The sequence below is a fragment of the Candidatus Eisenbacteria bacterium genome, from assembly GCA_026388185.1.
GTDB lineage: Bacteria > Eisenbacteria > RBG-16-71-46 > JAFGJU01 > JAFGJU01 > JAPLKG01.
On record JAPLKG010000011.1, the window covers coordinates 158,635 to 182,468 of the forward strand.

Genomic DNA, 23,834 nt, shown 5'->3' on the forward strand with positions numbered 1-23,834 from the left:
GGCGGGGATCTTAACTCATTATGGAATGTGCAATTATCACCACTTATAGATGCAACGCCAAGTGCGGCATGTGCAATAGCTGGAAGAACCCCAGCAAAGTTTCGGAAGAATTCAAGCCTGAGATACTGGAGAAGATACCCGGAGGCATGCAGCGTCTGAATATTACGGGTGGAGAGCCCTTACTGAGAAGAGACATCGTCGAGATTGTGAGGATTCTTGATAAGAAGACCAGACGACTGGAAATCAGCACCAACGGTTATTTTGTTGACCAGACGATTGCGATTGCCGAGCAATTCCCCCACATAACGATCCGGGTCAGCGTCGAAGGTCTTCCGGCTTCGAACGATAGACTCCGGGGGCTAGAAGGTGGGTTCGATCGTGCCATGCGAACGATACTACGATTGAAACGCCTTGGAATAAGGGACATTGGCTTCGCCATGACAATAAGTGGAGACAACTGCCGAGACTTGCTAGACGTATATGATCTGGTCGCGTCAATGGATCTGGAATTCGCAAACGCGGTTGTTCATAACTCGTTCTATTTCCATAAATACGACAATGAAATCAAGAACAGCGAGGAAGTGCAAGCAGTCATGGTCAGTTTTATCGAACAACTGCTCAATTCCCCGCGCAAGAATCTCAAGAAGAGGATGAAAGACTGGTTCAGGGCTTATCTGAGCCTAGGGTTATTGAGACATGTCCAGGGAAAAGATCGCCCGATACCCTGCGGAGCAGGCACAGATACATTCTTCTTGGATCCTTGGGGTCGTGTCTTGGCGTGCAATGGTTCTGTAGACCCTATGATTATGGGAGATCTAAGAACACAGTCTTTCGAAGATATATGGCGAAGCGAGCAGGCAAGTGCTATAAGGGAACGGGTGGAGAACTGCAGACAGATTTGCTGGATGACGGGAACTGCTGTGCCGGCTATGCGCGGGCATCTCTGGGTGCCCTTACGATGGGTAGCGAGAAACAAGCTGAGAATGGCTCAAGGCAAACCGTTGTTACTTTGACAATCCTCTGGGAGCACAATGAAGATCGCCATACTCGGTACAAAGGGAATACCTGGCCATCACGGTGTAGAAGCAGTCGTCGATTCATTAGTGCCCCACCTGGTATCCAAGGGCCACGACATAACTGTATACGGATATGATTCTTATGCACGAACCGTGGACAACTATCGTGGCGTTAGGGTGAAGGTTGTTCCGGGAAGCTCATCGAAGAACATCGAGATGATCGCACATATGTGGAATGCTTCACGTGATACAAGGCGCGAATCGTACGATTTGGTACACATACACAGTGTGGATCCATGCTTGCTGGCCTGGCTGCCAAGAGCTCGGTACGGGATCGTAGCTACCTCCCACGGTCAAGCCTATCTGAGGAAGAAATGGGGAACATTCGCGAGAGTCATGTCCAGAATCGCAGAGCGGTTTTTCTTGCACATACCAGATGTGATTACATGTGTATCAAAGCCACTCGCTGACTACTACAAGTCCAGATATGGAAGAGATGTCATCTATATTCCGAACGGCATGGAATTAAGAAACAAGCCGGACAAATCACTGCTGAGGAAATGGGATATTGATCCCCAGAATTACTTGTTTTGCTCAGCAGGTCGAATTGAACGCACGAAGGGTCTACATACGTTACTAGAAGCCTACAGAAAGCTCCAGCCTGGCATTCCTCTTGTGATTGCCGGTGGTGGAAGCGGTACTGACGTCAACTACTTCCATGAGCTGAAGCAGAGCAAGACGCCAGGAGTCAAGTTTGTAGGATTTCAGACTGGCGATGACTACTCTTGCTTGTATGCACATGCACGCGTTTTCGTCTTTCCCTCAGAATACGAAGCCATGTCGATGGCGCTTCTTGAAGGTCTATCGTTTGGGATCGCGACTGTTTATAGTGATACCCCTGAGAACAAAGCAGTTGCTGATGGCATGGGATTCCCTTTCGAAGTCTCGAATGCCGATTCACTGGCGAATCAGCTGGACTATGTCTTAGTGCATCCAAGTGAAGCGACTGACATTGCTCAAAAGGCCAAGATAGGAATAGAGAAGAGACACAATTGGACTACTATTGCAAACCAGTACAACGAGGTTTACAGTTCGTTGTGCAAGCGATAATCGATCGGCACATGTCAGTAGGTGTTGACACAGCTATACACTATCCTACGTCTGTCCACGTGCAGTCAGCGTATAGCTCTATCTCAGGCACGGGCAGGGTGATTTTGTCCTTGCCGAGAAGCGGGCGAAAGACATACTCTCGCTTCCAATGTTCGTGGGGCTGAGACAGGATGAGATGGAGTACGTGGCGAGTGCCATGCGGGCATTCTTGTCCTATGGTTGATATTCAATGACCCATACCGACGTTGGCAGAATGGCGATTCGGAAGATCCGCAGTATTGTTAAAGATCAACTTCTCGTCAGTCGTCTTGTTAGAGGCAGATCGTTTCTGCGTTGTTCTCCGCAGCTTTCCTTAAGTGATGCTTGCAACTACCGATGTGCCATGTGCTGGATTCACAGTGACCTTGCCGAGAGATCGACGAATCCCGAACGTACTCTGTTTTTACAGTCGAAACCTCAGATTCTCAAGTATGATGATTTCGTTAGAATTGTGGATGGTCTACACAGAGCTAACGTGAAACAAGTTGATCTTTGTGGCAAGGGTGAACCGTGTTTGAATCCTCATTTCATCGAGATGTGTCAGTATCTCGATTATCGGGACATACCGTTTCGTTTGACGACCAACGGTTCCTTGCTGGGACCAGAAATGTCGAGTTCCCTCATAAAGAGACATGTCTTCTCTATCAGCATCAGCCTCAACGCGGCTGATGAGAGAACTTTTGTGCTTATCAACAAGCCCAAAGACGCCACATCACTCAATCGAGTAGTAAAAAACATTAGTCATCTTCGAGAGATAAGGAACCAGCTAGGTTCTAACACGAAAATTCAAGTAAGATTTGTAATCTCGAAGATGAACATTGACACTATTTGCGAAATGATCAGGCTGGGTTTGCTTTTGGGTGACAATGTCGTCTTCATGAATGCAGCAATCTATGACCAGATTGACCAGATAGCCCTTGACATGAAGGACTATGACAACATGGTGAAAATCTTTGACGAGTTTAGAAACCAGGATAGGCTAATTGGCGTCAAACACTTCCTGAGAAAGGTGCGTCAGTCTGCTGTTGACCATCGCTATTTCCTCACGGAACTCTTCGAAACACAACCGTGTAGGATACCTTTTGGTTTTGCCGTGATACACGCAGACGGAAGAGTCACTCCCTGCTGTCCCAGTTATTACATTTGCGGCAATGCCATAGAGACGGGTTTTGAGAGACTATGGAATTCAAAGGAATTCCGACAGTTCAGAATGGAAGCCTTGGCGTTGCCCGAAAAACGAGAGGAGGCTTCGAAGTCCTACTGCTATTGTTGTGATCATTACTAGCGAAGACTAAGTACGGCGCGAGGCCTTTTTGGAAGCAGAACTATCCCAAGCTACAGATCCTAACTGTGGAAGAGCTTCTGAAGGGAAAGGGCATCGATATGCCACCGATCCGACAGGTCGGCACGACGTTCAAGAAGGCTTCGAAGGTGAAGAAGCAGCAAGGGGAGCAACGGGAGTTGCAGGTATGACGCCATGACGGAAAGGCGTAAGAACGGCATCGCGCTTGCCCTCGTCAACGACAAGGAAGCTTCGTGATCACGATCTGAAGGAGAAGCACGTTCACGAAACATGGGGTCAAAGGAGCGAATTCACTCTATCCATGCAGGCATCCTTAGTGCTAAAGTCGAATCCCTTGAGGAAGAGCTGTCTTGGCTATAGCGAGGGGCTTTTCCCCTTGCCGAGAAGCGGGCGAAAGACATACTCTCGCTTCCAATGTTCGTGGGGCTGAGACAGGATGAGATGGAGTATGTCGCAGACGCGATACGGACGTCCTTCAACGCGGGCTTCTGACTGTTTCCGGGGACAAGACTTCGGCCAAATGAAAGAACAAGAAGAGAGCCATAGGCACGATCACGTGCTCTTGGTGGGTACGGCAAGGGAATCGGCTGAGATCGTTTCCATACTGACCAGGTCCGAGGGTTCTGCGTGGGCTCCCGGAGGGCCTTCGAAGTTGGGACTGCTCCTTTCAGGAGAATCACGCATCTCGCGCTCGCATTCCTTAGACAGAACGGCCGGGCTCTCGGAATCCGTCCGGAAAACTCGCCTTGCATACGTGACTGAAGACCGGAGCGCATCCGATGCGTTTCGCCCCAGCTCAGATGGGAGCGAGGTTCACCCAGCTTCCGCCATTCCAGCTGGCGTGGCCTCAGGGACAATCTTCTTGAAAGACAAGAACGGCGGAGCACCCGTTGACCGACTCTTGCTCGCGCGACAAGATCTGCCGTTGGGAAAGATCTTCAGGATTTGCCTCTCACTTATCCGGAATGGCCATACTGTTCTGGCCGCCTCGCCGGTATTCCAGATCATCAAGAAAAGTCACGGCGCCCTCGCTCTCAATGGCCTTCCGCTCGTCAGATTCCGCCCCACAGAGCTCAGGGGCTGGCGTACCCAACTGAAGAGAGTCGCTGACGTTCTAGGGGCGCTCGTTGGTGCAATTGTCCTTCTTCCGGTTTTCCTCGTGACTGCCGTTCTCATCAAGCTCACCTCTTCAGGCCCTATCTTCTTCAAACAAACCAGAATCGGCAAGAATGGGAAGGAGTTCACGTTCTACAAGTTTAGGAGCATGGTGAGCGGCGACGACTCCAAGCACAAGGAATACCTCAAAGCGTTCGTCGAAGATAATCGCGAGGCGGCCGTCGACGGTAACGGGCGCAAGGTTTACAAGATTACAGACGATCCGAGGATCACTCCCTTCGGGCGCTTCTTGAGAAAAACGAGTCTCGATGAGTTTCCGCAGATCGCAAATGTGCTGAAAGGTGACATGAGTCTGGTGGGGCCGAGGCCCTGCTTGCCTTACGAATGGGAGTTCTACGAAGACTGGCAGAAGGAAAGACTCTCCGTAACCCCTGGACTCACCGGATTGTGGCAGGTCACAGGCAGGAGCAACGTCAGTTTTCGAGACATGGTCATACTGGACCTGTATTACATCTCGAATTGGTCTTTCTGGTGGGATTTGAAGTTGATTCTCCAAACAATACCTGTTATCTTGCTCGGTAAGGGCGCCCATTGAGGCGCCGTGTTGACTGCTCACGATCTTACTCTTGAGGCCCGGGCTCCGGTCACAGAGAGTTGACAATTGGAAAAAGGTTCTTCGATTTGTTCGCGCGGCAACGGCATGCTTGACGTTGCCGTTGTTGGATGCGGTTACTGGGGTCCCAATCTTATCAGGAATCTGGTCGAGAACGGCTCCTGTGGAAGGGTCGTTTGTTGCGACGTTGACGACGACCAGTTGGAACGGCTGTCCAGACGCTATCCCGACCTCTACTATACGACAGACTTCGACGAGGTCCTCAGAGACGGCGGCGTTGACGCCGTCATGATCGCGACTCCTGTCTCGACCCACCACGAGCTTGCGAAGAAGGCCATTCAGGCGCGCAAACACACGTTTGTCGAGAAACCTCTTTCGTTCAACGTCGAACAGGGAACAGAGCTGATAGAACTGGCCGATGCGCACGGCGTCACGCTCATGGTCGGTCACACTTTCGAATACAGCCCTCCTGTTCTCAAGATAAAGGAGCTCATTTCGCAAGGCGAGCTCGGGAACATCTATTACATAAGCTCCACGCGCGTGAACCTGGGACTGCATCAAAGTGACATAAGCGTGGTGTGGGATCTTGCTCCACACGATCTGTCGATGATTCTCTACTGGCTCGAGGAGGCTCCGGCGCGAGTGTTTGCGATGGGCAAGGCCTTTGTTCAGAAGGGGATTCCCGACGTAGCTTTCGTGAGTATGGAATTCGCGAGCGGTGTAATCGCGCACGTGCAGGTGAGCTGGCTTTCGCCGAGCAAGCTGCGCAGGACTACAATCGTCGGGAGCAGCAAGATGCTGATATACGACGATACTCAAAACATAGAAAAGGTCAAGCTCTACGACAAGGGCGTGGACTTCAAGGATCCCGAGACGTTCGGAGAGTATCACCTGAGCTACCGTTCCGGAGACATCGTGTCTCCGAAGCTCGACACTTGTGAACCACTCAAAGCCGAGGTGGAGCATTTTCTGAATTGCATACTGACTCAGGAGACGCCGCGCAGCGACGGCCGAAGCGGCGTGAGGGTCGTGAGGGTGCTCGAGGCGATGGAACGTTCCATGAAAGAGGGCCGCGCCGTGGAATGCATGCTCCACGACACCGTCGCCTGAGACTTCTTGCTTGCACCAATCCTGCCTTATGAAACCAAAGAAACGACCACACAAGATGAAGACGCGGCGACTACCTGTCAGGGAGAAACCGCTGTCGCGACCGGGCGAACACGCCGGGAGCTCGATCTTCAAGAACGTGAAGTTGGGCAAGAACTGCGTGCTGGAGTCGCCCGTCGTCGTCGGTAAGCCGCCTCGCGGCAAGACGGACGGAGAGCTTGAAACCGTTCTTGGCGACAACTGCGTCGTCAGGTCCTTTACGACAATCTACGCAGGCACAAGAATAGGGGATGGGTTACAGACGGGACACGGCGCCCTTATCCGCGAGGGCAACGTAATCGGGAACGGCTGTTCCATAGGTACCAATGCAGTGCTCGAGTTTGACAATAGAATCGGGAACTTCGTCCGTATCCACAGCGGAGCCTTTCTTGAAATGGCGACCGTGGAAGATCACGTGTTCATCGGCCCCAACGTCGTTTTCACCGACGACCCGCATCCCATGGGATGTCCCAGGTACAAGGAATGCGCCGGTGGCGCGACCGTGAAGAAGTATGCCAGAATCGGTGCCAACAGTACGATTCTCCCCGGCGTCGTGATCGGCAAGAATTCCCTGGTCGGCGCAGGTTCCGTAGTGGTCAAGGACGTTGAAGAAGGAACTGTGGTCGCCGGCTCGCCTGCGAAGGTTCTCTGCAAGGTGAGTGAGCTCAAGTGCAGAAAGGGCTTCTTCGAGCGGCCCTACGTTTGGGAGCCGTACGAAAAGAAGTAGAGGACCTGCTGACTCCGGGCGGGCAGTCCCAGGCGTCCGCTGGACGAAGCTGAAGCACGCGATACGCGGGAGTAACACAATGAGAGCACGTTTCACACGAATCCTCGTCGTCACGCACGTCTTTCTTGCAGGCCTTCTGGCAATGTCTTGTCTCTTCAGTTCTCCTTTGTTCTCCTCAACCATCAGCAATGTGCCCTCCGACACGAGAATCCACAGTTACATAGAGGAGCTTGGGAGGAGAGGTCTTCTTCGAAACTTCTCCTTCTCCGACCGTCCGTACAGCAGAGAAAAAGTGGTCGAAGGGCTTGCCCTGCTGGATAAGGCAGTCGGCTCAGGTCAAGTCAAGTTGAGCCCCTACGAAGCGTGGCTCGTCGAAAGACTGAAGGACGAATTCGCGACACAGGTCACGAAGTCGCAGACGGCGGGACAAGCCGGGACGAGCGCTCAACCGGCTGGAAACTCCACCGTCGAGCTGGGAGCCGAGCTTCAGGGAGTCGCTACGTCAAGCGAACGAGAAGTGACCTGGATCGAGGAAGTGGGAGGTGAGGAGTCCGAGGAGACGAAAACTGAGAGCGAGGGGACCGGGCGCGCGATTCTCTCAGGCTGGACGGAGGTCACGCTGCCGCACGGCCTGAGCCTTTCTCACAGGTTCAGGGTAGATACAAATGTGTCCGAGGATCCCGGTTTTCTTGGCCGGCCGTGGCGAGACGAGTTGGGTGGGTACGTTGCGAACGGATACGGGAAGCTTGCTCTGGGGCCGTTCGAGTTCCTGCTCGGCAGGGACAAGGTCTCCTGGGGGCCGGGCAAGAGCGGTTCGCTCATTCTTTCGGACCTTGCTCCTCCCATGGACATGATCTGTATGAGCCTCCACCTGGGAAGAGTGACCGCGACAGGTTTCTTCACGACGCTCGGCGATCTGAAACTCGAGGGGTCTGTTCCGTACGAGGCCGACAGCCTCTACCCGGGCGAGGTCATTTCACGCCACCTTTCGGGGCATCGCCTCGACGTACGCATCACCCGCGATCTCGAGGTGGGGCTCTCGGAGACGGTCGTGTACGGCGGGCCGGACAGGGGACTCGAACCCGGCTACATCAATCCCCTGTGCTTCTACTACGCGGAGCAGTGGAATCTCAACGAGAACGATAATCCGATGTGGTCCTTCGACGCCACGTGGTGGCCTAAGGAAAGGCTACAACTCTACGGGCAGTTCCTTGTTGACGACTACCAATTCGAACGGAAGAGCTCCACGGACAAGGAACCGCCTGAGATTGCTTTTCTCCTGGGGCTACACAGCGGTGATCCGTTCGGTCTTCTAAACACCTCGGTCAATCTGGAATACGTGCGCGTGAACCCGTGGACGTACAGCCAGCCCCTTCCGTGGAACAAGTACGTTTATGGCGGCGCGCTTCTGGGGCATCCGCTCGGACCGGATGCAGACGCGTTCTATGTTTCCGTGACAAGATGGTTGAACGAGAAGTTCACGTGCGAGATTGACTACAGGTTTGCCCGGCACGGCGAGACTTCGATTGAGAACGATTGGCCGGTCCCCGTGGTTGGGCCCTGGGGTGACGCTTCCTTCCCGGAGGGTTCGTTCCCGCTGGGGACGGCGGAAAAGTCGCACAGGGTGGGTATCCTCGCAGGATTTCATCCGACCCTTCATCTGGACGTGGACGGGTTTGCCTCGCTGGAGAGAGTGTCGGACTATCGGAATCTCGACGGCGCGAAGTTGACGAGCTATGAGATCGGCTTGAGCGTGAGTTTCAGGCCGGAGTGGGTGATAGGGAATTAGGCCAGGCCTACCACCTGGCGGCCAGTCTCAGCGAGAAGAGGGCGCCGGACTCGTCTTCCTTCTCGACGTGATTCTTGTTCTCGATCTGCTTGAGCCCCGCCGACGCTTCGATTAGGACGTTGTCACGAGGGAGCCACCTCACAAAGGGCGCGATTGAGCGTTTCGTCTCCACGATTCCGGAGAGCTTATCCGCATTGACCATGCCCATTTCTTCCCGCCACGGTTGTCCCAACTCTCCCTCGCCCTTGAGTATCTCGTCCCAACTGAGGCCCAGTTCAAAGTCACGCGAGACATCGCAGGAGAGAAGAAGAAAGACGCGTTTGGAATCGGGGCCGAGACAGTAACCGAGGGGCAGGCCCTGGTGAGAGGCGTCTCTGTCGTAGACATCGCTGTAGGAGACGCTGTAGGTGTAGTTCCACACCCGTGAGAGTTCTGCAATGGCATTGAAGGTGCGGCCGCCGGTGGACTTGGACATTGCCGTTCCCAGTTGATACGCAAGCTTGGTCGGTCTCTTGGAAGTTTCTTCAGCCCAGTCGTCCAGCATGAACTCGCCGTAGAGGCTCACGCCTCTGCACGCCCTCACCACAAGATCGGTGCTCACTCCCACGTTGTTTCTTGCGGGATCGTCCGCCCCCGAATCCTGGGAATCGCGGTGGAGAGTTCTCTCCACCAGAGTGAAAGGCACGAGCGAGATGGCGTAGAGAGGCTCTACGAAGCGGCTGTGGTAGATTGCCGTTTCGGCGAAGCCGATCTGAATTGAGTTTGAGGGGGCTATGTCGATTCTGTGACCGGCAAGGTATTTTCCCTCTTCTGAGTCCAGGATGCCGCTCACGGTAGAGATCTTGAGCTTCCTGCCAAAAGCCTTGCTTGCGGACAAGAGCGTGTAGCTTGATGCCGCATCGGAGAGAAGGAGAGTCCCGGTCCTTCCCGGTCCCCATCTGAGCTTGTCTCTCCCGAGGGTCACGTCGATGAAAGGCGCTCTCAGCGATATGTAGAACCTATCCGAGAGAATCAAGACGTCCTTGAGGCTGAAGAGCTCTTCCCCGTATCGCCAGCCGCCTGAGAGCTTCCCGACGTAGATGTCTTCAAACAGGACAATGTTTGGCCTGAGAAGAACCCACGCTTGGAAGCCTGCTCGCGCCCCGTCCCTGAGCTCCATGTCTTCCGTGTCCCAGTTGTCGGCCGTGGCGTCCGCATACAATGAGAAGCGGAAATCGAGGTTCTGGCCTTGTTTCTGGAAAAGGAACGGCGTTTCCGCGTGGGCGGTGGCGCCGCTCGTTTCGCGGTTCGCGCCGTAACCAGTCGCACCGGCCCCGCTCGTCCCGCCGCTCGCTCCTCCCTCGAGGTCCCTCATCTCCCTGCTGAATTCCCTGAGCAATCTCTGCAGCGCCGGTGAATTCGGCGCCGGCCTCGAGCTTTCCTGGAGCGATATCAAGAGCTCTGCGACGTCGTATCTGGATACGGGTTCGGTCGAGACGAAGAAGGAGTCCACGAGGCCCTGAACCCAGAGTTTTCTCAGTTCTTCGTAGGCCCAGTGGCCCGTCGGGAGAAGCTCCGGTGGGGTAAGGTGGGAGGTCGCGTAACACGAAGTGGCAGGGCTCTGCTGCGCGCAAGACGCGCCGGATGGACACAGGGCATACGCCGCAGTGAGAAGGACCGCGGTCGCGAGAAAGACGGCTGTGACACGTGCGCGAGCTTTCATGCCGCACATGATAGGGGCCTGAGCGCGGCAGTGTCAAGGGCAAGAAAGGGCGCGGAAGCATTTGACGGAACGAGGTGCAAATGCTATCCTTCTTGGTCAACCTTCGCATGAACGTCTTACTTGATAGGTAAGCAGGAATCACATGAGTGCATGAATTGATAAGGAGGAAAGCATGGCGAAAATGAAGGCGGTTGTGAAGACGAAACCCCAGCCCGGGGCAGAGTACATGGACGTCGATACCCCGAAGATTGCCCCTGACCAGGCACTCGTCAAGGTCAGAGCCACGTCCATCTGCGGCACGGACGTCCACATTTACAAGTGGGACGCGTGGTCTCAGGGAAGAATCGGAGAGAAGAGGCTTCCTCAGATTCTTGGCCACGAGGTGGCGGGAGAGGTCGTAGAAGTGGGCTCGAACGTGAAGAAGGTCAAAGTTGGAGACTACGTTTCCGCCGAGACTCACATTCCCTGCAAGGCCTGCATCCAGTGCCTCACCGGGCAAGAGCACATCTGCGCCAACCTCTCGATACTGGGCGTGGATTGTAACGGCGCATTCGCGGAGTTCATCGCGGTGCCGGATTCAGTTTGCTGGATTAATGACCGCGCCATCCCTCCCGAGTTCGCAACCGTTCAGGAACCTCTCGGAAACGCCACCTACGCGGTCCTGGGAGAAGACAACGACGTCGCCGGTAAGACGATGGCCATAGTCGGAGACGGCCCGATAGCTCTCTTCGCTGTCGGCGTGGCTAGGGCGGCGGGCGTCACGAAGATATTCCTCGTCGGAAAGTACGACATCAACATGGAGATCGGCAAGCGGATGGGCGCGGATTTCACGCTCTACGCCAACAAGCAGGACATCGACCGGGTCAAGTTCGTCAAAGACAACACCTACGGTTTCGGAGCGGACATAGTGCTCGACATGGCCGGCTCTCCGCAGGCGCTCGATGAAGGTTTCAAGATGCTACGCAAGGGCGGCAGGTTCACGGCGTTCGGGATAGCCTCCGAATCGCCGACCCTCGTTGACTACAACAATGGAATCGTCTTCAAGGGCGCCCAGGTTCACGGAATAAACGGCAGGTTGATGTTCGACACCTGGTTCCGTATCAGAAACCTCCTGGCTTCGGGTAGGCTTGACATAAGCCCCGTGATCACCCACATGTTCACTCTCGCCGACTTTGACAAGGGCTTCACCGAGATGATGACGAGACCGAGAACGTCGGCCAAGATCGTGCTCTTCCCGGACAAGAGAGAGTTTGAGGAGGCGAAGCGCCGCAGGGGAATCGCATAGCGGAACTGCGCGGAACGAAGCGCTCTGAGCTACGTGGCTGCGTGAACGGCCTTCGAGGGTCGCCACGCAGCCTTTTCTTTGCGTCGCGGAGGACCTGAAGACGCCCCAATTTCCATTGACTATGGCCTCGGCTTTGTGATAGCTTGTGAGTTCATGCATCTTGGCGTTGAGCGGCAACCTGTGACGTTGGCCGCTCTTAAGCTTAAATGGGGTTGGCCTCTTCAAGGTGATTAAATGAACGACAAAAGTCCGGCAGAGGCGAAGGAAGCCTCTGCCCCCTACGACCCCTCAAAGGTCGAGAAGAAGTGGTACTCATATTGGATCGAGAAGAACTGCTTTTCGGCGGCTCCCAGCGCAGACAAGAAGCCCTTCTGCATCATGATTCCTCCGCCCAACGTGACGGGCAGCCTCACCATGGGTCACGTGCTTAACAATACGCTTCAGGACATCATCATAAGATGGCGCAGAATGGAGGGATACGAGACTCTGTGGCTTCCAGGGATGGACCACGCAGGGATCGCCACGCAGAACGTCGTGGAGAGGGATCTCCTCAAGCGGAAGATTCGCAAAGAGGATCTGGGCCGCGAGAAGTTCGTGGAAGAGGTCTGGAAGTGGAAGGAGCGGTATGGCGGCATCATTCTGAAGCAGCTTCAGCTCCTGGGTTGCTCCTGCGACTGGTCGAGGGAACGCTTCACAATGGACGCCGGCCTGTCGAAAGCCGTGGAAGAAGTCTTCATCAGGCTCTTTGAGAAGGGCCTAATCTACAAGGGCAAATATATCATCAACTGGTGCCCGAGGTGTAAGACGGCGCTCTCCGACGAGGAAGCAAGCCACCAGAATGCCAAGGGTTATCTCTATTACATCAAGTATCCGATAAAGGGTACTCAGAAGCACATCACGGTCGCCACGACGAGGCCCGAGACCATGCTGGGAGACGTGGCAGTTGCAGTCAGCCCCAAGGATCCGCGCTTCAAGAGTCTTGTCGGCAAGACGGCAGTCCTGCCGTTCCTGAGGCGCGAGATGCCGATAATCGCCGACGACTACGTGGATCCCAAGTTCGGAACCGGTGCGGTCAAGGTGACTCCGGCACACGACGTGAACGACTTCGAGATCGGCAAGCGTCACGGACTCAAGCCCATCGTTGTGATCAACGAAGACGGAACCATGAGCGAAAACGCGGGTGATTTCGCGGGGCTGGACCGTTTCGAGTGCCGCAAGAGACTTTTAGAGGCTCTCGAAGACAGGGGGCTTATCGCGAAGACCGAACCGTACGAATACGCGATAGGTCACTGCTATCGTTGTGACACGATCGTGGAACCCTACCTTTCCGACCAGTGGTTTGTGAGAATGAAACCGCTTGCCGAGCCCGCAATCGCGGCCGCCAAGAAGGGCCAGGTGAAGTTCTTCCCGAAGCGCTGGAGTAAGGTGTACCTCCACTGGCTGGAAGGCATAAGAGACTGGTGCATCTCTCGGCAGTTGTGGTGGGGTCACAGAATACCCATCTGGTACTGCGACGAGTGCGGCGAGATACACGCCTCGAGTGGAAAGCCGGAGAAGTGCAAGAAGTGCTCGGGCAGCAGCCTGCGGCAGGACAGCGACGTGCTGGACACGTGGTTTTCTTCCTGGCTCTGGCCGTTTTCCACTCTCGGCTGGCCGGAGGAGACGGAGGACTTGAAGTACTTCTATCCGACGTCTCTTCTCGTCACGGCGCCCGACATCATTTTCTTCTGGGTGGCGCGCATGGTGATGGCCGGCATTGAGTTCACCGGGAAAGTGCCGTTTCCGCACGTGCATCTTCACGGGATAGTGCGCGACGAGCTCGGCCGAAGGATGCAGAAATCGCTCGGGAATTCTCCCGACCCGATAGACATAATCTCGGAGTACGGAGCGGACGCCCTGCGCTTTGCGATGGCGCTTCTCACCCCGACGGGCCAGGACATTCTGTTTTCCGCAAAGAAGCTCGACACTGGGAGGCACTTCGCGAACAAGCTCTGGAACGCGGCGAGGCTCGCCATCACCAACCTGGAGGGGTTTGACCCTTCGGGCGTCGACGCGAAGTCGCTCAAGCTCACGCTCGAAGACAGGTGGATCTTGAGCAGGCTCTCAAAGCTGACAAAAGAGACCGGCAGGTATCTTACTACTTACAGGTTCAACAGCGCGGCCCGTGCGCTGTACGAGTTTGCGTGGGGCGAGTTCTGTGACTGGTATCTCGAGCTGGCCAAGATTCGTTTCTACGGGGACAAGAATGCTCCCGAGTACGCGTCGGTCCAATACGTGACTCACAAGGTCCTGGACACGTTCCTGAGACTGCTTCATCCTTTCATGCCGTTCATCACCGAGGAAATCTGGCAGAAGCTGCCGGGTAGCGGTGAGAGTCTGGTCAGGGCCAGGTGGCCCAAGAGTTCGAAGGCCATGGTGGATGAAGAGGCCGAGAAGGAGATGGCCGTTCTCCAGCAGGCGGTCTGCGGGATAAGGAACATTCGTTCCGAGATGAACGTCGCGCCGAGCAGAAAGGCCTCGGTATTGATAAAGGCCGAAGGTAGCTGCCTTGAGATTCTCAAGAAGAACGAAGCCAGCCTCAAGTTCCTCTGCAAGGTTGACCGTGCCGAGATCTCTTCGTCGGTCACGAAACCCAAACTCGCCGCGAGTTCCATCACGGAGGGCATGGAAATCTACATGCCTCTGGAGGGTCTCATCGACGTAGAGGTGGAGAAACGGAGACTCGGCAGGGAACTCCAGAAGGCGCGTGGAGACCTTGAGCTCACGCTCAAGAAGCTCGACAACAGAGACTTTGTGGCCAAGGCAAAGCCTGAAGTGGTTGAGAGGGAGCGCCAAAAGCTCACGACGTTCGAGGAGTTGACCGACAAGCTACAGAAGAATCTGGAAGCGCTGGGAGCCTAACTTTTCCGTGGAGGTGAAGCCATGAGACTGAGCACGGGTGTTGCCGCGCTGGCGGCATGTTGTTTCTTTCTGTGCGCCGGCTCTCTCGTGATGGGAGAGGTCGCGGTCACGGTCTACAATGAGAACATCGCCCTCGTGAAGGAGCTTCGCAAGATGAGCTTCCCCAGGGGCGAGAGCCAGGTGGAGTTCAGGGACGTCGCGGCCAGAATCGACCCGACCTCCGTTCATTTCGTCTCGAAGACAAACCCCAAGTCCGTGAGCATCCTGGAGCAGAACTACGAGTACGACCTGGTCAGCGCCGCGAAAATTCTGCAAAAGTACGTGGACAATCGCATCACCGTCTTCACGAAAGACGAGAAGGTGTTTGAGGGCACGCTGTTGAGCTTCGACGCGCAGAATCTGGTCCTGGGCCCGGAAGAGAAGCAGGGACCCGTGACGGTCGTGTCGAGAGAAAACGTCCGGGACGTGAGCTTCCCTGCCTTGCCAGGCGGCCTCATAACCAAACCCACGCTGGTCTGGAAGATTCTCTCCGAATCGGCGGGCGCTAACGAGGTGGAGGTGAGCTATCTCACCGACGGCCTGAACTGGCACGCCGAGTACGTTGCCGTCTCCGACCTTAAGGACGAGAACCTGGGAGTTGCCGGATGGGTCTCGGTCGAGAACAACTCGGGCGCGACCTACGAGAACGCCAAGCTCAAGCTGGTGGCAGGCAATATTCACAGAGTGGTCACGCAGCTCCCCAGGACTCTCTACAAGACGGACGAGTTGGGGTCGCAGATGGCTGCTCCCGTCACCGAGAGAGCTTTCTTCGAATATCACCTCTACAGCGTCGAAAAGCCGACGACCGTGAAGGACAACGAAATCAAGCAAATATCCCTCTTTCCCGAAACGAAGACGGCCGTAAAGAAGGTCTTCACGTATGACGGAGCGAACTATCCCGACCAAGTGAGGATTACTCTGGAATTCGTGAACAGCGAGGCCGCGGGGCTCGGCATACCGCTTCCCAAGGGAAAGGTGCGCGTTTACAAGGAGGACGTCGATAAGGCTCTCGAGTTTGTCGGGGAAGACGCGATAGAGCACACGCCCAAGGGCGAGAAGGTGAGAGTCTACGTCGGCAACGCCTTCGACGTGGTGGGGGAGAGGGCGACGGAGTCTGTCCGGCAGATCACACGGACTCTTCGAGAGGAGACCACGCGCATAAAGCTTCGCAATCACAAGGAAGAGGCCGTAGATATAATAGTGGTGGAGCACATCTGGGGTCAGTGGAGCATGATCGCAAACTCCCTCCCGTTTGTGAAGAAAGACGCCAACACGATAGAGTTCACGGCAAAGGTTCTCGCCGGGCAGGAGGTCGTTCTCACCTACACGGCCAGGATAGGTTATTAGCAGGCCGTTGGTCCGACGACGCTTGCCCCGGGTGTGGTTTGTATGGCAAGACGGAGGCTTCTAAAAAATACCGGTTCGCCCTTCAAGCTTGTCGCGCCCTACGAGCCGCGGGGAGACCAGCCTCAGGCCATAAAGGAACTCACGGAAGGGATCCTGTCGGATCGCAAGTATCAGACGCTGTTGGGCGTGACCGGCTCCGGTAAGACTTTCACGATCGCAAATGTTGTGGCCAACGTGGGCCTGCCCACCCTGGTCATTTCCCACAACAAGACCCTCGCGGCGCAACTCTACGGGGAATTCCGCTCTTTCTTTCCAGAAAACGCCGTCGGCTACTTCGTAAGCTACTACGACTACTATCAGCCGGAGGCGTACGTTCCTGCCACAAACACGTACATCGAGAAGGACGCCTCCATCAACGAAGACATCGACAGGTTGCGTCTCAACGCGACGAGCGCTCTCCTGGAGAGAGAGGATTGCATTGTTGTAAGCAGCGTGTCCTGCATATACGGTCTGGGAAGCCCCGAGGAATTCATGAGCCTCGTGGTTCTCGTGCGAGTCGGAGAGGAGATAGGAAGGCAGGCCGTCCTCCGGAAGCTCGTCGAAATACAGTACAGTCGCAACGACGTCGACTTCAAACGCAGCACGTTCAGGGTGAGGGGAGAGGTCGTGGATGTATGGCCTGCGTACGAGGAGACGGCCGTCCGGGTCGAGTTTTTCGGCGACGAAATCGCCAGAATCTCCGAGATAGACCCGCTCACCGGAAACGTGATCCGCAGGCAGGAGAGGGCGGCCATTTATCCCGCCTCACATTTTGCCACTGCGTACTCGAACGTGGAAAAAGCGATTGGCTCGATAAAGGAGGAACTCGCCGAACGTCTCGCGGAATTCGAGAGAGGCGGGAAGCTTCTCGAGGCCCAGAGGCTCAGGACGAGGACCGAGTACGATATTGAGATGCTGAGAGAAGTCGGTTATTGTCCCGGTATAGAGAATTATTCAAGACACCTGAGTGGGAGGGCCCCGGGTCAAAGGCCCTACACGTTGCTGGATTATTTCAGGGGAAGGTTCCTCCTCGTGATCGACGAATCGCACGTAACGGTTCCTCAGATAGGCGGGATGTACCAAGGCGACCGTTCCAGGAAGGAAACCCTGGTCGAGTACGGCTTCAGGCTTCCCTCGGCCCTCGACAACAGGCCCTTGAGGTTCGACGAATTCGAGAGCATCGTCGGGCAGGCGATCTTTGTCTCCGCGACGCCTGCCGACTACGAGCTTGAGAAATGTGGCGGTGTGGTCGCGGAGCAGGTCATCAGACCCACCGGTCTCGTCGATCCCGGCATCACCGTGAAACCTGTAGACAACCAGGTGGACGATCTGCTCGAAGAGATAAGAAAGCGCGTTGCGAGAAAGGAGAGGGTGCTCGTCACCACGCTCACCAAGCGTATGTCAGAGGATCTGACCGAGTACCTCCGGGAAATGGGCGTGAAAGTGCGCTACATTCACTCGGACATCGACACTATCGAGCGCGTGGAGATCTTGAGAGGGCTGAGGCTTGCAGAGTTCGACGTGCTCGTCGGAATAAACCTCCTCCGAGAAGGACTGGATCTGCCGGAAGTGTCTCTCGTGGCCGTGCTCGACGCCGACAAGGAGGGTTTCCTGCGCTCCGAGCGCTCCCTCATACAGACCGCCGGCAGAGCCGCGAGAAACGTGTTTGGAGACGTGATACTCTATGCGGACAAAATGACCGGTTCCATGATAAGAGCCATCGAAGAAACAAACAGAAGGCGCAAGAAACAGATGGAGTACAACAGAGTTCACGGCATCACTCCCAAGACCATCGTGAAGTCCCTGGAAGAGGTGATGAGAGCCACGTCCGTTGCCGACGCCTCGGTCAAGACGGCGGAGCCGCCGAGTTTCGATTCATCCGTGTTTGGGAAGATGGACAGGGAGGTCCTGGTTGAGCTCTTGGAGAGGGAGATGCTGGTGGCGGCAAGAAGGCTTGAATTCGAGAAGGCGGCGAGCCTGAGGGACAAGCTCGAGGAGATCATGACGGAGACACGTGGTACGGCGCGGCGCAAGGGCGCTGGAGTGGAGATACCGGGTACGGCGCGGGGCAGGACCGCGAGGCCAGACACACGGGGAGAAGCACGTGGGGCAAAAACGCGAGGGTAAAGACAAAGAGCGCGAGATGAAGTCTGAGAACAAGCTCGCCTCCATCGATCTCGAACCGATCGCCGGCCATTGGGTGAAGTATGCTCTTGCGGAGGACATAGGTGGCGGTGACATCACTACGTCCGCCGTAGTCCCGGAGGAGTTGCTGGCCACGGCCGCCATCTTCGCCAAGGAAGGCGGCGTTCTCGCGGGTTTGCAGGTGGCCATGATCGTGTTCCGAGAGCTTGATCCGAAGATGGAGTTAGTGACCCACGTGAAGGACAGGGAAACTCTCTCTACGGGAAAGCGCATCTGTACGATCAAGGGGAGCGCAAGAGCCATCCTCGCCGGAGAGAGGGTCGCCCTAAATTACCTTCAGAGACTCTCCGGCGTGGCCACTCTCACGGACAGGTTTGTCAGAAGAGCGAGAGGAACGAAGGCCAAGATTACTGACACCAGGAAGACGACGCCGCTCATGCGCATGCTGGAGAAGTACGCCGTGTGGGTCGGTGGCGGGGTGAACCATCGATTCGGCCTTTACGACATGTTCCTCGTCAAGGACAACCACATAAAGGCCGCGGGCAGCATCCGCGCCGCCGTTGAGGGCATACGCGCGGCGAAGATAGACATACCCGTGGAAGTGGAGGCCGGAACCTTCGAGGAGGTGAAGGAAGCCTGCGAGTGCAGGGTGGACAGGATTCTTCTGGACAACATGAGTCTCGTCCAGATTGGTAAGTGCATCGAAATCGTGGAGAACCACTGGCAAGAGCTGAGGCTCAAGGCCGGGGGAGGAGAGAAGATGAAGCGACCCGAGATTGAAGTCTCGGGCGGGGTCAACCTCGACAATGTCAAAGACATCGCCATGACCGGCGTCGATTACATCTCTGTCGGTGCGCTGACGCACTCATTCAAGTCAATAGACATGAACCTTCTCGTTGAGAACGTGGAAATGAGAAAATGACAAAGCGAGTGATCTTTCTCGAGTCAGTCTCGTCCACGAACGATGTGGCGTGGGACGAGGCGGAGAGGGGCGCACCCGAAGGAACGGTTATCGTGGCCGAGCAGCAAACCGCCGGGAGGGGAAGGCTGAGCCGGAAGTGGCATTCTCCGCCGGGGCTGGGGGTCTGGATGTCCGTGGTCCTGAGGCCGGAGGTCAAACCCGAGGCGGCGCCAGGGCTCACGCTTTGTGCCTCGGTGGCCGTGGCGAAGGCCGTACGGTCTCTCTATCGCGTGCGTGCCTCGCTCAAATGGCCGAACGACATAATGGTGAAGGGGCGAAAACTCTGTGGCATACTTACCGAGATGAAGGCCTCGCGTGGGAGTGTGGATTTTATCGTCTGCGGAATCGGCATGAACGTGAATCAGACACCGGAGGACTTTCCTGCCGACATTAGGGAGAGCGCGACTTCCATACTGATTGCCACGGGGAAGAGTGCGGACAGGAAGAAGCTCGTTGCGGCGACGATTGAGCATCTTGAGAAGCAATACCGCGAGTTCTGCCTCGAGGGCATAACATCGTGCATCGACGAGTGGCGTTCGATGTGCCCGCTCTTCGGGAAGAGAGTGAGAATAAAGGGTCGCCGGGAGGCCGTCGAGGGCATCTTCTTCAACATCGACGACAACGGCGCCCTGGTGCTCAGACTGGATTCGGGTATACACCGCGGTTTTATGGCCGGTGACGTTGAGCTTGTTTCATAGGAAAGCGAGGAGCCATGAAATGCCCTGCGTGCGGACACGGTGAAGACAAGGTCGTTGACTCGAGAGCAACAAAAGATGACACGGCCGTGAGAAGAAGGAGAGAGTGTCTCAAATGCGGCAAGAGGTTCACGACTTACGAATATATCGAGAACACGCCGCTCATGGTCATCAAGAAAGACGGGAGAAGGGAGCCCTTCAGGCGCGAGAAGATCAAGGCCGGAATCCTGAAGGCGTGCGAAAAAAGGCCCATTTCGCCCGTGACGATCGACGAGGTGGTGGACAGTGTCGAGTCCTCGCTGCAGAAGCAGATGCGTAGCGAGGTCACGAGCATCGACATAGGTGAAAGCGTCATGCAGGCTCTCTCCAATCTTGACGAGGTGGCGTACGTGAGATTCGCCTCGGTGTACAGGCACTTCAAGGACATAAATCAGTTCATGGAGGAGCTGAAGAATCTTTTGAAGAAAAGCGAATTCGATGAATGACGGAAGGAAGGCGGATTCAAAAGAAAAGCAGATGCCCTTCTTGGAGCACCTGGACGAACTCAGAAGGGTGATAATAGACTCCCTCATCGCAATTGCGATTGCGTCCACCGCCTGCTGGTTTTTTTCCGGCAGGGCCATCGATCTCATGGTCACGCCAATAGGTAAGGCGGTCTTCATCAACACTGCCGAGGCGTTCGCCGCGAGGTTCGAGCTGACCGTCGTTCTGGGCCTCCTGATCTCTCTTCCCTTTGTCTTCTATAGAGTGTGGCGGTTCGTGGTCCCGGGACTTCTCAGGCGAGAGAGATCGCTGATGCTTCCTTTTGCGGTCTGTTCCACCCTTTTCTTCTACGGTGGGGTGGCCTTTTCGTACTTCATGCTTGTTCCCGCCATTGTGAAGCTTCTCCTGGCGTTCGGCACGTCCCGGATCCAGCCGATGATCTCCATAAACAGCTATTTTTTGATGGTGATGCAGATTTCTATCGCCCTCGGCGTGGTTTTCCAATTTCCTCTCGTAGTGGGCGTCCTGACGTGGTTGGGTGTCATCACGCCCGGCTTTCTGAAACGGAAGTGGCGATACGCGGTGGTGATAATCTTCATAGTCGGAGCCGTCGTGACTCCCGGGGACGGACCCAGTCAGCTCGTGGTGGCATTTCCGCTCTGCGGGCTCTATTTCCTCAGCATACTTATCTCCGTGCTCGTGAAGAGGCGCAAGGAACGCGAAAGGGAGAGCGAAGACGATGTTACTCGCGATTGATGTCGGGAATTCGACCACAGAATTTGGAGTTTTTGAGGCCGGCAAAATCCTGTTTCGGTGGCGCATAGTGACGCAGAATCGCACCGGCGACGAACTCTGCTTGATCGTCGCCGGTCACTGCGGGTCGCACGGCGTGACCCTGTCCGGTGACTGCGATTGCGTCATCTGTTCCGTCGTCCCTCCCCTGACGCAGGGTTTCGCCGACATGGCCGCGACACTCTTCCGCAAGGCGCCTCTCATTGTGGATAGCTCGCTGGACACGGGCCTGAGAATCCTCTACAGGGATCACTTGTCGGTCGGAAGCGACAGGCTTGCCACCGCCGCCGGAGCCGTCGAGCGCTTCGGACGGCCCGTGATAGTCGTGGACATGGGAACTGCCACCACGTTTGACGTCGTCTCGGAATCGGGAGATTACGTGGGCGGCGCAATAGCCCCGGGTGTCGGGACGGCGGCCGAGGAGCTTTTCAGGCGGGCGGCCAGACTTCCGAGAGTCGAGCTGAGGAGACCGCAGTCCGTGATCGGACAATCTACGGAAGAGAGTTTACAGGCCGGGATTGTCTTTGGAGCGGCGGCAGTGGTCGACGGCATACTTGCGCGTATTTTCGAGGAGCTCGGCGCGAGACCGCCGGTTGTGGCCACGGGTGGCTATTCATCGCTCATCGCTCCTCAGTGCAAGTACATAACCCACGTTGACGACGCGCTCGTGCTCGAGGGGCTGCGGGTGATCTTTGAACGGCATCGCGCCTCCGGAAAGGATAAGAGGCGCAGGAAATAGCTGGACGTTCCGCCACTTGTTTTGGTACACTCTTTCGAGTCGTTAATGGCAATTGGGCTACACGCTTAGCCTGTTGCTTGATTTCGGACTTCGTTCCATCACCGCAGCGGATGCGATCTACCGAGGTTCTAGCCATATCGAGTTGATAGGATTGAGTTGGGAGAGTTGGGTCGGTGGGACTGGTCCAGCAAGACTGACTCAGTAAGAGGAGGGGTTGTTTCAATGCCGAAGATTTTGGTATTCGATTCTGCCGCCCGCGAGGGACTCAGGCGCGGCGTCGACAAGCTGGCAAACACAGTGAAGGTCACCCTGGGGCCGAAGGGGAGAAACGTTGTCCTTGAGAAGAAGTTCGGGATGCCCATAATAACAAACGACGGCGTGACAATCGCCAAAGAAGTCGAGCTCGAAGAGCCCTTCGAGAACATGGGCGCGCAGCTTCTTCGCGAGGTCGCCACAAAGACGCACGATGACGCCGGTGACGGCACCACCACGGCCACCGTGCTGGCCCAATCCATACTCAGGGAAGGTCTCAAGAACGTTACGGCGGGTGGCAATCCCATGCGCATCAAGCGTGGAATCGACAAGGCCGTAGAGGCCGCGGTGCAGAGTCTGAAGAAATCAAGCAAGACCGTGGCCGGCCGTGACGAAGTTGAACAAGTTGCCACCATCTCCGCGAATAACGATAAGGAGATCGGCAAGCTCATTGCAGACGCGATGGAGAAGGTCGGCAAGGACGGCGTGATTACGGTCGAAGAAGCAAATAGCATGGAGACAACGCTCGAGTTTACGGAAGGTCTTCAGTTTGACCGCGGCTACATCTCGCCCTACTTCGTGACGGAGCCAGAGAGAATGAGAGTGGTGCTTCAGGATCCTGTCATCCTCATCTGTGACAAGAAAATCAGCTCCATACACGAACTTCTGCCGGTACTGGAGAAGGTTGCCCAACTGGGTAAGCCGGTGCTCATCATTGCCGAAGACGTCGAAGGCGAAGCACTGGCCACTCTCGTGGTCAACAAGCTCAGGGGAGTGCTTTCCGGCGCGGCAGTGAAGGCTCCCGGCTACGGCGACAGGAGAAAAGCCATGCTCGAGGACGTGGCGATATTGACCGGAGGGAGAGTCATATCGGAAGAGACGGGCTTCAAGCTGGAGAACGCGACGACGGGCGACCTGGGCAAGGCCAAGAGCATTACCGTCGACAAGGAAAACACGACGATCGTCGGCGGAGCGGGGAAAAAGGCCGAGGTGCAGGCCAGAATCGCCCAACTAAGAAAGCAGATCGAGGACTCGACCTCGAGTTACGATAAGGAGAAACTCCAGGAAAGACTCGCTAAGCTCTCCGGCGGGGTTGCGGTGATAGGCGTCGGCGCGGCCACGGAAGTGGAGATGAAGGAGAAGAAGGCGAGGGTGGAAGACGCGCTGTCTGCCACGCGTTCTGCGCTGGAAGAGGGCATCGTGCCAGGTGGTGGGGTCGCGTTCCTGAGGGCTCTCGGTGCCGTAGAGAGGCTCAAGCTCGAAGGTGACGAGAAGATAGGGAAGGACATCGTCGCGAAGGCCATGGAGGAGCCGGCCAAGCTCATCGCCTTCAATGCCGGTAAGGAGGGCTCTGTAGTCGTAGCGAAGATCAAGACGCTCGAGGCGAACGTTGGGTTTAACGCACAGACCAACGAGTACGAAGACTTGGTCAAGGCCGGCATTGTGGACCCTGCCAAGGTTGCGCGCGTCGCTCTCCAGAATGCGGCCAGCATAAGCGGTCTTCTTCTCACGACGAACGCTCTTGTGGCTGACAAGCCGGAAGAGGAGGAAGACATGCCTCCCGGCCCTCACGGGCACGGCATGCACTGAGATGA

18 protein-coding genes are annotated in these 23,834 nt (G+C 56.0%); 17 read left to right on the forward strand and 1 reads right to left on the reverse strand.

The window, feature by feature from the left end:
- Positions 1–20: 20 nt before the first annotated feature.
- From NTX17_06340 to NTX17_06370, 7 genes are all read left to right on the forward strand, one after another.
- Positions 21–1,013 carry a radical SAM protein gene (locus NTX17_06340; GenBank protein ID MCX5800989.1) on the forward strand — a complete coding sequence of 331 codons (993 nt, stop codon included), beginning with the start codon at positions 21–23 and terminating at the stop codon, positions 1,011–1,013.
- Positions 1,014–1,031: 18 nt separating this feature from the next.
- On the forward strand, positions 1,032–2,126 hold the full coding sequence (locus tag NTX17_06345; protein ID MCX5800990.1) for a glycosyltransferase family 4 protein: 1,095 nt from the start codon (positions 1,032–1,034) through the stop codon (positions 2,124–2,126).
- Between the two features lie 253 nt (positions 2,127–2,379).
- Positions 2,380–3,450, forward strand: a complete 1,071-nt coding sequence (locus NTX17_06350) for a radical SAM protein (GenBank protein ID MCX5800991.1) — start codon at positions 2,380–2,382, stop codon at positions 3,448–3,450.
- Positions 3,451–4,330: 880 nt separating this feature from the next.
- Positions 4,331–5,179: a sugar transferase gene (locus tag NTX17_06355; GenBank protein MCX5800992.1), complete on the forward strand. Its 849-nt coding sequence runs from the start codon at positions 4,331–4,333 to the stop codon at positions 5,177–5,179.
- A gap of 66 nt (positions 5,180–5,245) precedes the next feature.
- Positions 5,246–6,307: a Gfo/Idh/MocA family oxidoreductase gene (locus tag NTX17_06360; protein ID MCX5800993.1), complete on the forward strand. Its 1,062-nt coding sequence runs from the start codon at positions 5,246–5,248 to the stop codon at positions 6,305–6,307.
- 55 nt (positions 6,308–6,362) lie between these two features.
- Positions 6,363–7,070: an acyltransferase gene (locus NTX17_06365; GenBank protein ID MCX5800994.1), complete on the forward strand. Its 708-nt coding sequence runs from the start codon at positions 6,363–6,365 to the stop codon at positions 7,068–7,070.
- A gap of 79 nt (positions 7,071–7,149) precedes the next feature.
- Positions 7,150–8,859 (forward strand): hypothetical protein, encoded by a 1,710-nt coding sequence (locus NTX17_06370; GenBank protein MCX5800995.1) that lies wholly within the window; start codon positions 7,150–7,152, stop codon positions 8,857–8,859.
- 7 nt (positions 8,860–8,866) lie between these two features.
- Here the strand turns inward: NTX17_06370 and NTX17_06375 are convergent, their stop codons facing one another.
- A complete protein-coding gene (locus NTX17_06375) occupies positions 8,867–10,561 on the reverse strand; it encodes a hypothetical protein (GenBank protein MCX5800996.1) in 1,695 nt (564 codons plus the stop codon).
- A 172-nt stretch (positions 10,562–10,733) separates the two neighbouring features.
- On the opposite strand from NTX17_06375, the gene NTX17_06380 reads away from it, so the two are divergent.
- The 10 genes from NTX17_06380 to groL all read left to right on the forward strand — a co-directional run bounded on the left by NTX17_06380 (position 10,734) and on the right by groL (position 23,829).
- A complete protein-coding gene (locus NTX17_06380; GenBank protein ID MCX5800997.1) occupies positions 10,734–11,846 on the forward strand; it encodes an alcohol dehydrogenase catalytic domain-containing protein in 1,113 nt (370 codons plus the stop codon).
- 234 nt (positions 11,847–12,080) lie between these two features.
- Positions 12,081–14,747 (forward strand): valine--tRNA ligase, encoded by a 2,667-nt coding sequence (locus tag NTX17_06385; GenBank protein ID MCX5800998.1) that lies wholly within the window; start codon positions 12,081–12,083, stop codon positions 14,745–14,747.
- Between the two features lie 21 nt (positions 14,748–14,768).
- Positions 14,769–16,133, forward strand: coding sequence for a DUF4139 domain-containing protein (locus NTX17_06390; protein ID MCX5800999.1), 1,365 nt, complete (start codon positions 14,769–14,771; stop codon positions 16,131–16,133).
- A 42-nt stretch (positions 16,134–16,175) separates the two neighbouring features.
- Positions 16,176–18,299 (forward strand): excinuclease ABC subunit UvrB, encoded by a 2,124-nt coding sequence (gene uvrB, locus NTX17_06395; GenBank protein MCX5801000.1) that lies wholly within the window; start codon positions 16,176–16,178, stop codon positions 18,297–18,299.
- A gap of 16 nt (positions 18,300–18,315) precedes the next feature.
- Complete coding sequence (gene nadC, locus NTX17_06400; protein MCX5801001.1) at positions 18,316–19,239, forward strand: carboxylating nicotinate-nucleotide diphosphorylase; 924 nt, start codon at positions 18,316–18,318, stop codon at positions 19,237–19,239.
- Positions 19,236–19,976 (forward strand): biotin--[acetyl-CoA-carboxylase] ligase, encoded by a 741-nt coding sequence (locus NTX17_06405; protein ID MCX5801002.1) that lies wholly within the window; start codon positions 19,236–19,238, stop codon positions 19,974–19,976. Before nadC ends, NTX17_06405 begins: the two co-directional genes overlap by 4 nt.
- A 14-nt stretch (positions 19,977–19,990) precedes the next feature.
- Positions 19,991–20,458 carry a transcriptional regulator NrdR gene (nrdR, locus tag NTX17_06410; protein ID MCX5801003.1) on the forward strand — a complete coding sequence of 156 codons (468 nt, stop codon included), beginning with the start codon at positions 19,991–19,993 and terminating at the stop codon, positions 20,456–20,458.
- Positions 20,451–21,212, forward strand: coding sequence for a twin-arginine translocase subunit TatC (gene tatC / locus NTX17_06415; protein MCX5801004.1), 762 nt, complete (start codon positions 20,451–20,453; stop codon positions 21,210–21,212). Before nrdR ends, tatC begins: the two co-directional genes overlap by 8 nt.
- On the forward strand, positions 21,196–21,987 hold the full coding sequence (locus tag NTX17_06420) for a type III pantothenate kinase (protein MCX5801005.1): 792 nt from the start codon (positions 21,196–21,198) through the stop codon (positions 21,985–21,987). The genes tatC and NTX17_06420 overlap by 17 nt, the downstream gene beginning before the upstream one ends.
- 222 nt (positions 21,988–22,209) lie before the next feature.
- The gene (groL, locus tag NTX17_06425) at positions 22,210–23,829 is read left to right on the forward strand and encodes a chaperonin GroEL (protein MCX5801006.1); all 1,620 of its coding nucleotides are present in this window, start codon (positions 22,210–22,212) and stop codon (positions 23,827–23,829) included.
- Positions 23,830–23,834 lie beyond the last annotated feature (5 nt).

Excerpts from the sequence above, each read along its gene's own strand:
- NTX17_06340 (MCX5800989.1), top strand. The coding sequence starts at position 21 with ATGGAATGTGCAATTATCACCACTTATAGATGCAACGCCAAGTGCGGC.
- NTX17_06345 (MCX5800990.1), top strand. The coding sequence starts at position 1,032 with ATGAAGATCGCCATACTCGGTACAAAGGGAATACCTGGCCATCACGGT.
- NTX17_06350 (MCX5800991.1), top strand. The coding sequence starts at position 2,380 with ATGGCGATTCGGAAGATCCGCAGTATTGTTAAAGATCAACTTCTCGTC.
- NTX17_06365 (MCX5800994.1), top strand. The coding sequence starts at position 6,363 with ATGAAGACGCGGCGACTACCTGTCAGGGAGAAACCGCTGTCGCGACCG.
- NTX17_06370 (MCX5800995.1), top strand. The coding sequence starts at position 7,150 with ATGAGAGCACGTTTCACACGAATCCTCGTCGTCACGCACGTCTTTCTT.
- NTX17_06375 (MCX5800996.1), bottom strand. The coding sequence starts at position 10,561 with ATGAAAGCTCGCGCACGTGTCACAGCCGTCTTTCTCGCGACCGCGGTC.
- NTX17_06380 (MCX5800997.1), top strand. The coding sequence starts at position 10,734 with ATGGCGAAAATGAAGGCGGTTGTGAAGACGAAACCCCAGCCCGGGGCA.
- NTX17_06385 (MCX5800998.1), top strand. The coding sequence starts at position 12,081 with ATGAACGACAAAAGTCCGGCAGAGGCGAAGGAAGCCTCTGCCCCCTAC.
- NTX17_06390 (MCX5800999.1), top strand. The coding sequence starts at position 14,769 with ATGAGACTGAGCACGGGTGTTGCCGCGCTGGCGGCATGTTGTTTCTTT.
- uvrB (MCX5801000.1), top strand. The coding sequence starts at position 16,176 with ATGGCAAGACGGAGGCTTCTAAAAAATACCGGTTCGCCCTTCAAGCTT.
- nadC (MCX5801001.1), top strand. The coding sequence starts at position 18,316 with ATGAAGTCTGAGAACAAGCTCGCCTCCATCGATCTCGAACCGATCGCC.
- NTX17_06405 (MCX5801002.1), top strand. The coding sequence starts at position 19,236 with ATGACAAAGCGAGTGATCTTTCTCGAGTCAGTCTCGTCCACGAACGAT.
- nrdR (MCX5801003.1), top strand. The coding sequence starts at position 19,991 with ATGAAATGCCCTGCGTGCGGACACGGTGAAGACAAGGTCGTTGACTCG.
- tatC (MCX5801004.1), top strand. The coding sequence starts at position 20,451 with ATGAATGACGGAAGGAAGGCGGATTCAAAAGAAAAGCAGATGCCCTTC.
- NTX17_06420 (MCX5801005.1), top strand. The coding sequence starts at position 21,196 with ATGTTACTCGCGATTGATGTCGGGAATTCGACCACAGAATTTGGAGTT.
- groL (MCX5801006.1), top strand. The coding sequence starts at position 22,210 with ATGCCGAAGATTTTGGTATTCGATTCTGCCGCCCGCGAGGGACTCAGG.